Raw genomic sequence first — 14,707 nt, forward strand, 5'->3', positions numbered from 1 at the left:
GGCCCCGGCCCCGGTAAGGATCCCCTGAGCGGGGTCTCCCACCCATCACGGGCACCGCCCCGCCACTCGGCGGGGCGTCCTCCCCACCCACTTACGGGCACCGCGCCGCCCGACTCCCCCTGGAGTCAGCCATGCGCGCTCTGCGCCGTTTCCTCGGCCGCCGTCACCGTCTCATCGCCACCGTCGTCGCCGCCCTGGCGATGGGATGCGCCGTACTGGCGCTGCGCCCGGACACCGCCTCGGTGACCGTCCTGATCGCCGCCAGGGATCTTCCCGGAGGTGTGCTGGAGGCGGCCGACCTGATACCGGCTCCGCTGAGACCCGGTACGGTCCCCGACGGCGCCCTGAGGCCCGGCACGCCGTTCGCGGGAAAGATCCTGACGGGTCCCGCGCGGCGCGGGGAGCCGCTGACCGACGTCCGCCTGCTCGGTCCCGGCCTGCTGGCCGCCCACGGCCAGGGAACGGTCGCCACCCCCGTACGGGTCGCCGATCCCGAGACCGCGCGCCTGCTCTCGCCGGGCGACGTGGTGGACGTACTCGCCGCCACCTCGACGTGGGACGGCACCGCCCCGGCGACCGTCGTGGCCGAGGACGTCGCGGTCCTGGCCACACCGGGCGGGGAGTCGGAGCGAGACGCGCTCGTCGTGCTGGCCACCACGTCGGCCCAGGCGACCGAGCTGGCCTCCGCCCAAGCGGGCGGGCGGCTCTCCATCACGATCGGCCCCCGCACACGGTGATCCGCCCTGCCCGCGACAGGACTTACAGCAGGGAGCCGATCTTGGGGTCGTACTCCCAGTGCCAGGGCTCGAAGGGGCTGACGTAGGCCCACTTGGGGTGGATCCAGCCGAACTTCTTGCCGTTGGTCTCCAGCCAGTTGAACTCGGCCGAACGGAAGCGCTCGACGCCCCCGCACAGGTCGACGGCGAGTCCCAGACCGTGGTTGCTGCGGCCCGGGACCGCCGCCAGGCCGGGGCGCGTGTAATAGACCGACTGCTGCTCGGCCAGACTCCGGTAGCTGTCGGTCACGCACATCGGCCTGCCGAACTGCCGCTTGTACGACTCGTTGAGGCTGATGAACGCGAGCGCGGCGTCCCCCCGCAACTGGTTGCCCCGCTGCTGGAGCGGGCAGAGGTAGGCCTGCGGGATGAGGCCGTTGGGAAACTCGTCCATCGAGGTCGCCCTGGTCGGGTCGCACCCGGCCGCCGGCCGCCCGTTCTTGTTGATCTTGACGCCCAGCTTCACCAGCGCCCTGGTCAGAGACTGCACGATCTTCTGCGAGCGCGTCCTGAGCGTCTCGATCTCGGCACCCATCTGCGCCTCCGCGAGGAGATTGCCCGCCCGGAGCTCCTGCGCCTCACCCGCGAGACGCTCCTGCTCCACCTGAAGGCGGCTACTGTCCTCAAGGATCAGGTCGCGCTCGGCGACGAGCTGGGTGACACCGGCCATGGCGCGCAGGGTGTCGGCGTCAGAGCCACCGGACAGGAATCCGGCCACATCTCCCCCGACGGGCTGCTGGTAGAGGAATCCGACCAGATCCGACAGTGGCTGCCGCACCTGGGCGAAAGCTCTCTCGGCCACCTGCAGCTCCCGCAGCTTGACGGAAAGCTCCTTCTCCGAGGTGCGGATCTGGGTCCGCCGCTGCTCCAGGGCCTTGGTCGCGTCCTCAAGATCCTTCGCAGCCTTCTCCGCCTCACGACGCAATTCTGTGAGATTCACCGGCTCCGCGGCAACGACGGCCTGAACCTCCGCCGGCGCCCGCTGCGCGGCAGCGGCTCCCGGCAGGAAGGAAGTCATCGTCGCGACGACGGCGATCAGACCCGCTGATCGACGAGGTGGCACGTTCGACCCCTCCGTTTGCGAACTCGTGACCTGGGTCAGGCACGCACGCTACTACAGCTGACCAAGTGCACGGGCCAGACTCTCCACAGCCGTTATGCACCGAACACCCCTTTTTGTGACTGGACAAGTCAGACTTCTTGCCGCGCGTGCTTCTTGCAGACCTCCCAGAGCCACGTCCCCCTCCACTCCCCCGGACACCCGTCCCGGGGCTCAGGCGGCACAGACGGCGATGTCCGCTCCACCGGAGACTCAGGCGCCACAGACGGCGGCATTGCCACCTTCCGTGGCCCTCTGGGGGCCTGCGGACGGGTCTTTATGGGAACGACCGCATCTGGCTCGCCCGCATCGTCCGTGCCACCGATCTCACGTGGACCGCTCGGCCGACCGATCTCACCCGGGCCCTCCTCCGCACGGCGCACTCCCGACCTCGCCGCCACGGGCACCCACCCCTCGTACACCCGATCCGGCCGCAACGGCGGAGGCACCAGCCTCGGCCCGAACATCCGGCTCCGCACGGGCCCGACCACGACCGGCACCACGGCCACCGCTTCTCCCCGGCCCTCCGAGTCCTCCGGATCCTCCGGGTCCTCCTGGGCCCCCTCGCCCCCGGAGTCCCCTGGGTCTTCGGGCGGCTCCTCGTCCGGCGCCCCCACAAGCCCCCCGACCCCCAGCCGGGACGCCGCGCCGCTCCAGGCTCCCTCACCTTCCCGGAATCCCCGCCGCTCCCCGTCCCCCACCCAGAGGGCCTCGTCTCCGTGAAGCCGCTCAGCTTCTCCGGCTTCCGAGGCTCCCCCGACTTCCCCTGCCTCCCCGGATCCCTCGGTCTCCCCTACCCCTTCGGCCTCTCCGGTCTTTTCGGCTTCCCTGCCTCCGCCGGCCTTCCCGGGCCTTTCAGCCTCCCCAGGCCCCTCAGGCTCCGCACCGGCGTCGGCCATCTGGACGGCGGCCTCGTAGCCTGTGAGCTCGGCCACCAGTAACCCCCCGGCCAGAAGCGCGGGCGCCAGCATCGCACCACACAGCACCACCGGCCGCAGGGCGCGATGCCCGCGAATGCGCTTCCGTCGCCTGTCGATCACGGACCGTGACACTAACCTCGCCCACCACCGCACACCCGCCCACTTGCCGCCCTTTTACTCCAGGCCAGCGAACCGATAACCCATCGTCTACCCCCAACTCCCCCTCCGAGCGCGCAACCACTCGCCACTTTCGCTACTCTTACTAGGAGCCCCTGCCTCCGTAGCTCAGGGGATAGAGCACCGCTCTCCTAAAGCGGGTGTCGCATGTTCGAATCATGCCGGGGGCACTCTTCCGACCAGTGATCATGCCTCTGACCTGGGTGTGCTCTTCTGCTTGTTCCCCAGCTCTGTGCAGCCGTGTGCCACCATAGGCAGCTGTATGTCAGCGGCTGCGGGATATGCGTGGGATGGATCTCGGGGTGTTTCTGCAGGTCGTCCCTTGCCGGAACGGACCAGAGCCGAGTGATCCCAGACAGGGGGCCGCTCTTTGGTCAGACTGTCAACGCAACTTTGGTTGACGATGATTCGAACTAATCGGCCCCCCACTCGGGTCCGTGCCACCAGCCGCAAAGTAACTCTGTGTAACGACAGTGACGGTGTGTGATTCGCAGAAATGGTCATTTCTGTGAAGGGCTCCGGCGACCTGGACGCGCGCACCCCCGCCCAGGTCGCCTTTCGCAGAACATCTCGCAAAAAGCCCGGTTTCTGAGAGGGTCTTCTGAGAGACTCCGGGCATGGAGATCACGTCGGAGTCGGCGACGAGCACGGTTGAGCGGCACGCCTGCCCCCGGTGCGCCGTCCCGGCCGGGAGTGTGTGCCGGACCCAGGGGGGCAAGGTCGCGCCGAAGTACCACACCGCCCGGTTCATCCTGGTCCCGGCGTTGCGTGAGGTGCTGGAGGTCGCTGTCCCCGCCGACCGGCTTCCCGGCAGGCCGTGGACGCAGGGCCCGCCGCTCCAGGCCGCCGTTGCGGAGGCTGGCAGTCAGGCGATCCGGATCGGGTACGCGCGCTGTTCCACCGCGCAGCAGGAACTGGCCAGCCAGATCGAGGCCCTGGAGAAGGCAGGCTGCAGCCGGATCTTCTCCGAGAAGATCTCCACCCGGATCAAGGTACGGCCGGAGTTCGAGACCGCCCTGAAACTGTGCACCGATATCAAGGGCGCCGCCCCGGACCAGGCGGTGATCCTGGTCGTGCACGAGATGAAGCGGCTGGCGCGTAACGCCGCCGAGCTGATGATGCTGGCCGCCACCCTGCAGGCGGCCGGGATCCAGCTGGAACTGTTGAGCGGGCCGCTGGTCGGCGTCTATGACCCGAACGGGATGGGCTCGATGCTGTTCGCCATCTTGGCCGTCGGCGCCCAGCTCGATCGCAACTACATCCGCGAGAAGACCCTGGAGGGCCACCAGGCGGCCGCGGCCAAGGGCAACCACAGCGGCCGGCCGAAGGTCTTCGACGAGGACATGCTCACCTTCGCCCTGGCATTGCGCGACAAGGGCGTGCCGGTCCCCGACATCGCCACGAAGCTGACGATCAAGACCGGGATCAACGCGGGCAAGAACCCCTCGCTGGCCTCGGTCTACCGCGCTCTGGCCGAGGCCGACGCCCTGGCCATCCGCCACAGCCCGAAGCTCAGCGGGATTGAGGGTGTTCTGGAGGGGCGTGGCGGGCCAGCTTGACCGCCGACTTGACCGCCGAGATCAGCAGGACGGCGGCCAGCACGGGGATGAGGACCAGGTCAGGGATCACGCCGAGCAGCAGCCCGCGCAGCACCGCGCCCGTGACCGAGTCCGCGGCCAGGACCGCGACGAAGCGGAGGTTAGCGCCCAGGACGGCGAAGCTGCCGTCGCGGCTGTAACGGGCGAAGGCCACCAGCATCGTGGGCAGGGACACCAGCAGCGACAGGCTACCCGCGGTCTTGATGTCCACGGAGTGCAGCAGCACGATCGTGGCGATCAGCAGCTCCCCGCCGGCCACGCCCATGATGGCGGCCACCACACCGACGCCGAACCCGGCGAGCACCCCGGCCGCCGCCTGCACCGGGCAGGGCCAGCGAACCCACCGTGGCAGTGTGGGTGAGTACCAGGGCGGCGGCCATGACCACCATCAAAGTGGCCAGCACCTTGTACAACGGGGTTGAGGAACCTGCGGACAGCCGTTGGCGCTGAGATTGATCTTGGGGTTGGGGCGGTCAGCGGCGGTCCGGCGTTTCAGGTGCCGGGCCGGGGTCGGTCGCTGATCCACTCGTTGCGGATCGCGTTGGCGGCGAAGGATCGCAGCGCGGACAGGTGCTTGTTCCACGTCGCCGGGGCCCGGACAACATCCTTTGAGCTCCTTCACACCGCAACCAGCCCGCGTCAGCGAGGCCCGGGGAGGTGTGCCGTCGCCAGCCAGCCGCGTCCGGCGTCGGCACGGGCAGGATCGAACGCGGGCGGAATCGGGCGTTCGCAGGAGGCCGCGACCTCGGCGATGTCCCTCACGACAGGCTGCCAGCCGCGCCGGGCAAGCCAGGCATCCAGGTTCTCGGCAGGGCCGCCTCGCCACAGCCCGACGAGTTCGGCGGAGATGTCCGCGCGGGCGGCGCGGAGCAGCTCCGAGTCCTCCGCGTGGTCCAAGGCGAGCACGCTTCCTGGGGCGGAGACGGCGGTGATCCGGTCGAGGAGCAGGTCGGCGGCTTCGGGGGGCAGAGCGTAGAGGATGCCCTCGGCCAGCCAGGCGGCCGGTCGCTCCGGGCTGAAGCCGGACTCCGCCAGCGCCTGTGCCCAGTCCTGGCGCAGGTCGGTGGCGACCTCGACGCGGTGGCACGCGGCGGTCGCGCCGCGGTCGTCGAGCACAGTCGCCTTGAACGCGAGCACGTCGGCGAAGTCCAGCTCGAAGACCTTGGTGCCGGGCGGCCAGGCGAGCCGGAACGCGCGGGCGTCCATGCCGCACGCCAGCAGGACCACCTGGTCGCACCGTTGCGAGGCCGCGGCCAGCAGCGCGCGGTCGAAGAACCGGGTGCGTACGGCGACCTGCTCGGCCATCATCCGCAGGAAGCGCGCGGTCGACGGAGAAGGGCCGGCGGACCAAGGGGTGGAGGCCGGATCGACGGCCGCCAGGAAGTGCTGTGCGTAGGGGTCGTCGAACAGCCGGTCCGGGCGGTCGCTCTCTAGGGTGCGCAGGAGAGCTACGCCCAAGGCGGTGGCACCGATTCCGGTCAGGCTCTCGGGGAGAGTCGGTTCTCGTGTCACGGGGTTGTTCAGCTCCCTTTTCTCGGCAGGCGGCGTCACGGGCGGGCGCCCAGGGCGCGAAAGTAGTCGTTCACGGGTGCGAAGTCGACGTTGTCGCCGCGGTAGCCCACGTACTTGTCCGGCCGGATCACGTACAGGCTGGGGCGGCGCACACCGTAGCGGTTGTGCGCCTCGCTGCGCAGGTCGGCGAAGACCCCGTCCATGGGCTCGTGCGGCAGGTGGCCGCGGGTGATGACATGGACCTCGCCGTGCCCGGCCATCGCCTCGCGTGCGGAGGCCTGCCAGGCGGCCAGGATGGCGGAGCCGGTCGTATCCGCCGCGAACAGGACGAGGTGGTGGCCTGGCGTCCGGAGGATGTGCCGGAGCGCCACCGGCCCCTCACGGTTCTCGACGTAGGCGTCCCGTACCAGCTCGCCGGCTTCCGGTCCGGTACAGGCGAGGTCACTCCATGCCCTGGCTTGCGACTCGTGCCAGCGTTCGAAGACGAGGTCACTGTCGCGGTAGTGGACGAGGTGTTCGCCGAAGGCGTTCGACAGCCGTTGTTGCACAGGGTTGAGCCTGCCGAACAGGCGCAGCGCGTGCCGCCTGGCCCTGCGGGCGACCAGCGTGCTGCCGGTGGCGACCTTTGTCGTGGCCGAGGTCGCCTCGACCACGGCCTTGACCACGGGCCACCGTTCGGCCTGATAGCTGTCCAGGAGGGACTCCTCGGCGCGCCCGGTGACGACGAGCGCGAGTTTCCAGCCCAGGTTGTAGGCGTCTTGCATGCCTGTGTTCATGCCCTGGCCGCCCACCGGGCTGTGGCTGTGCGCGGCGTCGCCGGCTAGGAGGACCCGGCCCTGGCGAAGCCGGTCGGCCAGGCTCTCGCGGGCCACGAACGACGAACTCCACTGCAGGTCGCGTACGCGAGAGTCCAGGGGCGTGCGTTCGGCGACGTAGGCGGCGAAGTCGTCCAGCCCTGGGGTCTGCGGCGGTCGATCGTCCGGCGTGCTGGCCAGGATGCGCCAGTAGCCCCCGATCATGGGGAAGACCGCCACGAGGCCGGACTTGCCGAAGTAGACATGGAAGCGGTCCCGCGTGAGCGGCCAGTCCACGGCGACGTCGCCCAGGATGAACCCCCGCTTCAGGTCGGCTCTCTGCCGGGTGATTCCCGCCCTCTCGCGCACGGTGCTGTGGGCGCCGTCGGCGCCGATCAGCCACCCGGTTTCGCACCGTTCGCCGCGACCGTCCTCGTGACTGAGTTCCACGCTGACGCATTTTTCGCTGGCCTGCTGCCCGACCAGGCGGGTGCCCCATTCGACGGTGACCCCTAGCTCCTCCGCGCGCTCGCGCAACAGGGCCACCGTCTGCCACTGCGGGATGCACAGGTCCAGCGGGAATGGGGAGTCGACGGCTGTCACGTCCATCTCGGCCAGGGTCGTCGTGCCCTGGTAGAAGTTCAGTGTGTGCAGCGGGACGCCTCGTTCGATGGCGGCTTGGGCCAGCCCGAGATCGTCCAGCATCTCCAGCGATCTGGCCACGATCGACACCGCCCGGCTCTCCCGGTGGTCCGCGCGCGCGGCGTCGATGATCCGTGGGATCACTCCCCGCCGTGCCAGGTCGATGGCCAGCACCAGGCCGGTCGGCCCCGCGCCGACGATGAGAACGTCCGCTTTTGTAGTCACAAATCCACCCATGTAGAACGAATGATCGTTCTTTTTAGAAGAGCACGGTTGAGCCGCGACCGTCAAGAGCGAATGTTCGTTCTCTATCGGGCGGCTTGCGCAGGCGCCGACATCAGGGCTCGCATGCCGTTCCTGAAGGCCGCCGAATCAGCGTGGCCGTACACCGCGCGGCGCACCAGGAACCCGTCGATCAGGGCTATCAGGACATCGGCCACGTGCTCGGCCGGGACGTCGGCGGGAAGCAGCCCGCGCTGCTGATGCTGCGACACGAGAGCGCCGACCACGCCGCTGGCCTGCGCCATGACCTCCTTCAACTTGGCGCTCAGCGAAGGCGAACGCAGGGCCTCCGACCAGACCTGGACCAGCAACTGGGCCGACTCCCGCGACCCGGACAGCGGAGGGCGCTCGACCCCCAGCACGAGATCAACGATGTTGTCCAGGTCCGGCGGCCCGATGGTGTCGTGCGCCTCGAACGCCGACGCGACCTCGGCGAGAGCCTCGGCCGCGATTGCGGCGATGATGTCGTCCTTGCTCTCGAAGTAGCGGTAGACGGCGCCGGCCGACAGTGCGGCCTCGGTCAGCACGTCCTGCATGGACGTGGCATGGAAGCCATTGCGGATGAAGCAGCGCCGGGCGGCGTCCAGGATCTGACGGCGGCGGGCTTCCAGGTGCTCCTTGGGCATGCGTGCCATGGGATCCAACGTAGAACGAACGTTCGCCCTTGACAAATTCGCCCTTCCGGGAATAGAGAAGGAACGTTCGCTTTCTATGTTGTGAAGGGTTGTGCCATGTCATTTGCCGCCAACACCTTGAGCGCTCTGGTCGCTCTCGTCTTCCTGCTCGCCGGTGCACAAAAGGTCCGGCTACAGCGTTCGGTGACAGCCAACCTGCTGAGACTAGGAGTCGGCCCGACGATGACCCGCTCGATCGGCGCCCTGGAGGTCGCCGGCGCGCTCGGGCTCGCAGTCGGCCTCTGGTTCAAGCCGCTCGCCGTCGTGGCCGCGACCGGTCTCACACTGCTGCTGATCGGCGCGGTGGGATTCCACCTCCGTGCCCGCGACTTCACGCACCGGCGCAACCGCTCCCACGCCGTAGCGCCCGTGGTGCTGGCCGTGGTCACCGGAACGACGACGGCGTTGTTGCTCGCGTCTTCCTGAGCCAAGAGCGGGCGGCGCCGTTACCTCATGGCGACGTGACGTCAAGGCCGACGAACCCAAAGCTCCGGCGATCCGTGAGGTAGCCGGGCTCTCGTGGTTGAAAAGGTGGTTCGGGAATCCGGCAGAAACGGGCCGCCGGAGCGCTCCTGCCCCGGTCAGAGCCGCCCGCCCAGCACGCCGACCGCCGCTGCGGCGGCGGCCAGCGGCATCGAGCGCACCGCACGGGCGGACGTCATGCTGTCGTTCGCGGTCATGGCCAACCACACTCCTCACTGCCCGCCCTGGGTCTGTGGTCGGGGAGTATCAAGGATCGCGCATCCTCGCGCACGCTCCGGCTCCGGTGGGTGCACGGACCTGGTTCCCGCTGCGTGGCCAGCCGCCAGGGTGGGCGGCGATCGAGCCCCGGGAGCGGTCATGTGGGCTGGCCGACCTCCACCTCTGGGCCCGGTCCGAGGTCTGGACCCCCGAGGTCTGGGCCGAGGTCGAGCCGTTTGCTCATGTCGAGCTCGAACTTGCCGTACAGGTTCAGATGGGTCCAGAACAGGGCTGACAAGCCGCGCCGGTCGGCGTCGGTGAGTTTCTTGCTCCATTTGGGCTCGGCCAGGACGATCTGCACCATCCTGGTGTTCAAGTAGACGATCGCGGCTTGGACCAGGTGGAGCGCGAGGGCGGAGACCTCGACGTGTTCGCGGTCGTCGCCGGTCAGGTCGCCGGCCTTGCCGTAGAAGATGTCCTTATTGGCGGAGTTCCAGTTCTCCACCACGTTGAGGCCTTCGTGGATCTCCCGGCGCAGGTGTTCGTCGGCGAGGTAGTCGCAGATGAACACGGTGCGGATCACTCGCCCGAGTTCCTCGATCGCCCGGTAGGTGGGGTGCTTGGGGCCGCCGCGGGTGAAGCGGCGCAGCATCTGATGGGCCTCGGCGGTGCCCAGCCGCAGCACGGTCGCGTACTTGATCATCTGGTCGTACTGGTTGGCGATCAGTTCCCAGTCGATCGTCTTGCCCGACAGCACGGTCTCCAGCCGCGACCAGGTCTCACCCTCGGTCAGGCCCGGCCGGTACAGACGGGCAGAGCCGATGTTCTTCAGCCGCGGCAGCAGCTTGAAATCCAGCAAGTGCGAGAACGCGAAACCCACGATCGAAGCTCCGTGGGTATCGGTGTACTGGCGGTCGATCTCGGCGCTGGTCAGGTGGCGCAGCAGGCCCTCGATCATCGAGGCGACCTCGGAGTCGGTGGTGGAGCGCACCTGGCTGTAGATGCACACGTTCTTGCGCTCGACGTGCCAGTACACCATGATCCCGGCGCCGCCGTAGCGCTGGTGCCACTCGGTCATGAAGTTGGCCGACCAGGAGCCGAACTTGCGAGAGTCCGACGCGCACGCTGTACCCGGCCCCCACAGACCGGTGTCGCGCACCTCCAGGGTCTTGTTGACCACGGTGCGGATCGCGGCGCGCAGGTTGTCGCGGTTGACGAACAGCCGGCGGGTACGGCGCAGCGCCACCTCGGTGTCGGCCTCCATCCCGGCGGTCACCGCGGTGCCGTCGGCGACCCGCTTGATGCCCATGTTGGTGCCCAGCCCGAACGTGCACAGCAGCAGCCGGCGGCGCAGCACCTGCGGGTCGGTGACGGTGCGCGTGGCGACCGAGGTGAACTCCCCGGTGAACTGCGTGGCGTGGTCGACGTTCTTGATCAGGTCCAGCAGGTCGATTACGCCCCAGCGGCGGGCGATCTCTGCCTTGAGAGCCTCCAGGTTCTCCGGCTCGATCTGCTTGCCCAGGGACGGGACGCTGATCCACGCCTCGCTCTTGCGCTTGGTGATGCTGACCCCGCCGGTGGTGTTCTTCTTCAACCCCTTGTTCAGCCGATCCAGCGCCGCGACGTGCCGCTTCTTGAGGTCGGCGATGAAGTCGGCCGGATCGCGGGGCTTGGCCAGCGCCTCGTAGTGCACGTCCCGGTTGTCCTCGAAATCGGGCGGCAGGTCCTGGTCGGGGTTGCGCCAGGTGTTGGCGCCCTCCACCCAGATCTCCCGGCGCCGGATCGCCTTGCGCAGCGCCACCAGCACGCACAGCTCATACGGGATGCGCTCGATGAGGCCGGTGTCGGGATCGACGACCGCTTCGCGCCAGTCCTCGGGCACCACGTGCTCGGTCGGTACCCTCTCGGCGGCGGCGTAGAACTCGGCATCGGAATCGGCGTAGCGCTCCAGCAGGCCCAGGGCGTCCATCACCGGCTTAAAGGTGTCGTTGCTGGAGCGGAAACTCACCGCCCGCAACAGCTTGGGCAGCCCGCGCCGGTAGTGGTGGGAATAGGAGCCGCGCAGCTTGGTCCGCACCCGCGTGTTGAAGACCTTCTCATTCGCCTTGGCCTCGGCGATGATGTCCTCCAGCGTCCGCTGGCCCACTACCGGATACAGCGCCTTGCGGACGATCTCCTCGGGCAGCTCCAGCGCGGCGGTGGCCAGCTTCACCAAGATGCTGTTCTTGCCCTGCACCCGCCGGAACTCGGCGTTGAGCTCGCCTTCGACCTTCTTCTCCGCCCGCACACTGATCTTGTGTACGAGGTGGACCAGCAGTTCCACCAGGGCGTCGATCAGCTCCGCCTGCCGCACGTGGCACAACGCGGCCAGCAGTGTGATGCGGATCGGCGCAGGGGCCGCCTCGAAGTCGGAGGGGTACATCTTCATCGCCCGCGCCCGCCACCCGGCCACCACCTTCTCCGAGACCCCATCGAACAAGGTGGCCGGCAGACCGATCGCCTTGACCCGCTCCAGCTTCACGATCTCGGCCAGCAGCGTGTCCAGCTGGAAGGACCCCGGATCCTCCTTCAGTTCCTGCAAGAACGCACGCCGCCCGCCCTCGTCGGCAGCGGTGGCCTGCGCCTGCTCCTCCCGCTCGGGGGCGCCATCACCCGCAAGCGAGGCGCCGGGAGCCGGGGCGGGGGGAGGTGTGGGGGCGGTGATGAGCTCCTCCAGCTTGTCGACCGAGGTGGCCGATAAACGCTCCAGGGTCGCGTGGGTGAAGTTCCGCTCGAACATCGACTCGGCTGAGCCCAGGGCGCGTTCGATCCGGGTCGTCTTCGGCGGCTCGATCCGGTCTTCGCGACAGCGCGCGAGTAGTGCGCCGCGCAGCCGGTCCCGCGACATCTCCACCGGGCAGATCTTGGTGGACAGCCAATCGGCGAGCTTGTCCTCATCGCTCACCGTCGGCTCACGGAAGTCGTGGAACTTCCTGATCTGCGCCCGGTGATACTCGATCGTCCGCCCCGACCAGTCGTAGGAGGCGAACACCGACGGCTCGACTTTGACCTGCCCGGCCATGAAGTCCACCGCGGCCCTCGGAATGTCCTCTCGGCGGGGAAAGCGCGCCTCCAGCTCGAAGAACTTGAGCATCAGGGCGAAGCCGAGCCGTGTGGCTCCGGACTTGTTCGCCAGCAGAGCGAACTCCTCCTCATCCAGCGTCCAGCACTCGATCAGGTCCTCTAGCTCCCACTCGCGCCGCATGCTCGCACCCTGTTTCTCCCCGAGCTCCGCTGAAGGTCAGGAAAAACATGATTGGTAACCGTCCGGCTACCGATCGGTATGTCAGAGCCGTGATCGCGACGTAGCGGACTTGAAACGCAACACTCTGTTACTTTGCGGCCAACCATAAGCGGACAGAGCCTGACCACATCGTTCAATGGCCATCACCAAGAGTTACTTTGCGGCTGGTGACACGAACCCGAGCGGGGGCCCTAATCGAAGACTCGAAATGAAGGATCGCGTGAATTCGGAGCGCAGGCCGCGCCCCTGGGTGCAGTCTGAGGTCCCAGGGGCGCGGCTGCGTCAGTTCGACCGCGACCTTCCCGTGCCTACTTCTTCGGCACGTACAGCCGGATGTTGTCGATGCGGGCCTGGCCCTCACCGACGTTCGTGTACGGCTCACCGATGACGAAGTAGTCGGGGTAGGCCGAGCCGGCCGGCCACTGGTTGTCCCACGTCTTGGAGCCAAACGCGCCCTGCGCGGTGTGCGACGTGTTGAACTGGCCGTCGTACTCCTCGGCGTCCACGTTGTAGTGGAAGATCGGGACGTTCGCCCCGATCACGCCGGCGTCGTCGTCGATGAAGCCCCGGGTGAACCGGTAGGTCTGCTTGCCGACGTTCTTGAAGACGCCGCTCACCTCAAGCGTGTAACCCGCCTCGGTGCGCTCGATGGCGAACGCGTAGTCCTTATGGGGCATCAGCTCGGGCTGCAGCTCCACGGCCGACTTCTGCACGCCGGAAACCGGCCGACGGTCGCAGCTCGTCACGAACGTCTGCGACTGACCGAGCGAACCCGTGAAGTAGAGCATGTTCACCGTGGTGCGGTTGCTCGTGTCCCAGGGGTACTTCTCACCGGTCAGCGAGTTGCAGACGTCGTAGCCGTTCGTGTTCCGGGACGGGGCCGGGCTGAACTGGTCCATGAGCACCTTGCGGTGCCAGTGGTACATCGCCAGGTTCCGGGGCATCGCCGGGAAGTCCAGGATCGACATGAAGTGGAACGCGTTGTACGCCTCGTTGCTGTCCTCCCGCACGGAGCGGGTGGCGCAGGGGTCGGCCGGGTCGATGTCGTTCGGGTTGCCGACCCAGGGGTAGAACGTCTTGCACTCCCCGAGGGTGTACCCGTTGTACTTGCCGTCGTAGAACAGCGAGCCGTTACGCAAGCCGCCGAAGTCGAGCGTCTTGAGGTCGTACTCGATGCGGTAGTACTTCGGCAGCGGCTCGGTGTTGCGGATGATCGCGCCACCTGTGTAGTGAGGCACGGCGATCTTGGCGACGGCGCCTACGGTCTCCAGCTTCTCCGTCTTGATCGACGGACGTTCGGCAGTGTCGGTATAGCTGTCGTCGACTCGCCCGCCGCTCTCGCGCGTGGAGAGGGACGCCGTGAGCCAGCCGTCCTTGCCGAACTCGGTCTCCTGCCGGTAGGTCCGCATGGTCGCCATCGCCGCGTCGAACTTGGGACCGAGCTGAAGGCGGTAGAGGTCGCCGTTGTCGTCGTTGAAGTCGTCGACCGGTTCGCTGTAGTCGTCGAGCACCCATGGGCTCGCCTCAGTGCGGATCTTCTTCTCGAACGGCTCGTCGTACTTGAGCCGCCAGCGGATGGGGGTGGGTTCCGGCTCGGGATCGGCGGCCGCGCACGGCGGGGTCACGCCGTCGTCTTCCTGGATGATCGTCAACTTCACGCTGTGGAAGGTCACCCCGGTCGTGCCCGCCTCGACGCGGAAGTCGGCGCCGCCGTTCTCGCGGTTGGCGAACCGGGCGTCCATCAGCTCGAAGCCCGCCGTCTTCCACGTGTTCGACCCGGTGCGGTTCACCGAACCCGTCCCGGCGTACGCGCTGCTGGTCGAGTCGTACTGGACGCGGAATGTGGCCCCGCCCTCGTCGAAGTACTCGACTTGCAGGCACGCGACGAAGGCGCCATCGAAGGCGACCGCGTCGTCGACCTGGAAGTACATGTGCTGCGCCGGCGCCGAAGTCTGCACGGTCTTGCGTGCGCTCAGCCCGCCAACCGTCACGGGTGCGGTCGTGCCGTCACCCTGCTCGATCTGGCGGAGACCGTTCTCCTCGTTGACCTCGCCCAAGATGATCGAGGCGCTGGGCCCGTCCGCGGCGGCCGGCGTCGCGGCGACCGGCGTCGCGGCGAGGAGCAGAGATGCCCCCAGGGTGACCACGCTCAGGGCCGCCACGGCCGAGCGACGTCTGCGATTGCGAGTTGTTGCTCTCATTGCGCTTCCTTCTTCGTTGAGCAAGGCGTCCGTTCGTGCCGCTTCGGGCCTCGGGGCCGCGCGTGAGG

Annotated in this window: 11 protein-coding genes and 1 tRNA gene; 4 read left to right on the forward strand and 8 right to left on the reverse strand. The window is 68.1% G+C overall.

Features of this window, described 5'->3' with window-relative positions; all coding sequences use genetic code 11:
* Positions 1-131: 131 nt before the first annotated feature.
* A complete protein-coding gene (locus tag OG587_RS02570; RefSeq protein ID WP_329086442.1) occupies positions 132-737 on the forward strand; it encodes an RcpC/CpaB family pilus assembly protein in 606 nt (201 codons plus the stop codon).
* Positions 738-759: 22 nt separating this feature from the next.
* Here OG587_RS02570 and OG587_RS02575 read toward each other — a convergent pair whose 3' ends face one another.
* A complete protein-coding gene (locus OG587_RS02575) occupies positions 760-1,716 on the reverse strand; it encodes a D-alanyl-D-alanine carboxypeptidase family protein (RefSeq protein WP_329086444.1) in 957 nt (318 codons plus the stop codon).
* Positions 1,717-1,967: 251 nt separating this feature from the next.
* Entirely contained in the window at positions 1,968-2,810 is an 843-nt protein-coding gene (locus tag OG587_RS02580) for a hypothetical protein (RefSeq protein ID WP_329086445.1), read from the reverse strand.
* 259 nt (positions 2,811-3,069) lie between these two features.
* Here OG587_RS02580 and OG587_RS02585 point away from each other — a divergent pair.
* Both OG587_RS02585 and OG587_RS02590 read left to right on the forward strand, forming a co-directional pair.
* Positions 3,070-3,142 (forward strand) — tRNA-Arg (locus OG587_RS02585).
* 447 nt (positions 3,143-3,589) lie between these two features.
* Positions 3,590-4,531: a recombinase family protein gene (locus tag OG587_RS02590; RefSeq protein WP_329086447.1), complete on the forward strand. Its 942-nt coding sequence runs from the start codon at positions 3,590-3,592 to the stop codon at positions 4,529-4,531.
* Here the strand turns inward: OG587_RS02590 and OG587_RS02595 are convergent.
* From OG587_RS02595 to OG587_RS02610, 4 genes are all read right to left on the reverse strand, one after another.
* Positions 4,485-4,892 (reverse strand): TSUP family transporter, encoded by a 408-nt coding sequence (locus OG587_RS02595; RefSeq protein WP_329086449.1) that lies wholly within the window; start codon positions 4,890-4,892, stop codon positions 4,485-4,487. The two genes, OG587_RS02590 and OG587_RS02595, sit on opposite strands and share 47 nt — an antisense overlap.
* A 317-nt stretch (positions 4,893-5,209) precedes the next feature.
* The gene (locus tag OG587_RS02600; RefSeq protein WP_329086451.1) at positions 5,210-6,082 is read right to left on the reverse strand and encodes an SAM-dependent methyltransferase; all 873 of its coding nucleotides are present in this window, start codon (positions 6,080-6,082) and stop codon (positions 5,210-5,212) included.
* Positions 6,083-6,117: 35 nt separating this feature from the next.
* A complete protein-coding gene (locus OG587_RS02605; protein WP_329086453.1) occupies positions 6,118-7,743 on the reverse strand; it encodes an FAD-dependent monooxygenase in 1,626 nt (541 codons plus the stop codon).
* An 83-nt stretch (positions 7,744-7,826) separates the two neighbouring features.
* Complete coding sequence (locus OG587_RS02610) at positions 7,827-8,435, reverse strand: TetR/AcrR family transcriptional regulator (protein WP_329086455.1); 609 nt, start codon at positions 8,433-8,435, stop codon at positions 7,827-7,829.
* A gap of 96 nt (positions 8,436-8,531) precedes the next feature.
* Here OG587_RS02610 and OG587_RS02615 point away from each other — a divergent pair, with 96 nt between their 5' ends.
* Complete coding sequence (locus OG587_RS02615) at positions 8,532-8,900, forward strand: DoxX family protein (RefSeq protein WP_329086457.1); 369 nt, start codon at positions 8,532-8,534, stop codon at positions 8,898-8,900.
* A gap of 412 nt (positions 8,901-9,312) precedes the next feature.
* On the opposite strand, the gene OG587_RS02620 is transcribed toward OG587_RS02615, so the two are convergent.
* Both OG587_RS02620 and OG587_RS02625 read right to left on the reverse strand, forming a co-directional pair.
* Positions 9,313-12,399: a Tn3 family transposase gene (locus tag OG587_RS02620; protein ID WP_329086458.1), complete on the reverse strand. Its 3,087-nt coding sequence runs from the start codon at positions 12,397-12,399 to the stop codon at positions 9,313-9,315.
* Between the two features lie 347 nt (positions 12,400-12,746).
* A complete protein-coding gene (locus OG587_RS02625) occupies positions 12,747-14,639 on the reverse strand; it encodes a hypothetical protein (RefSeq protein ID WP_329086460.1) in 1,893 nt (630 codons plus the stop codon).
* Between the last annotated feature and the right edge of the window lie 68 nt (positions 14,640-14,707).

Source organism: Streptosporangium sp. NBC_01469 (assembly GCF_036227305.1).
Classification (GTDB): Bacteria; Actinomycetota; Actinomycetes; order Streptosporangiales; family Streptosporangiaceae; genus Streptosporangium.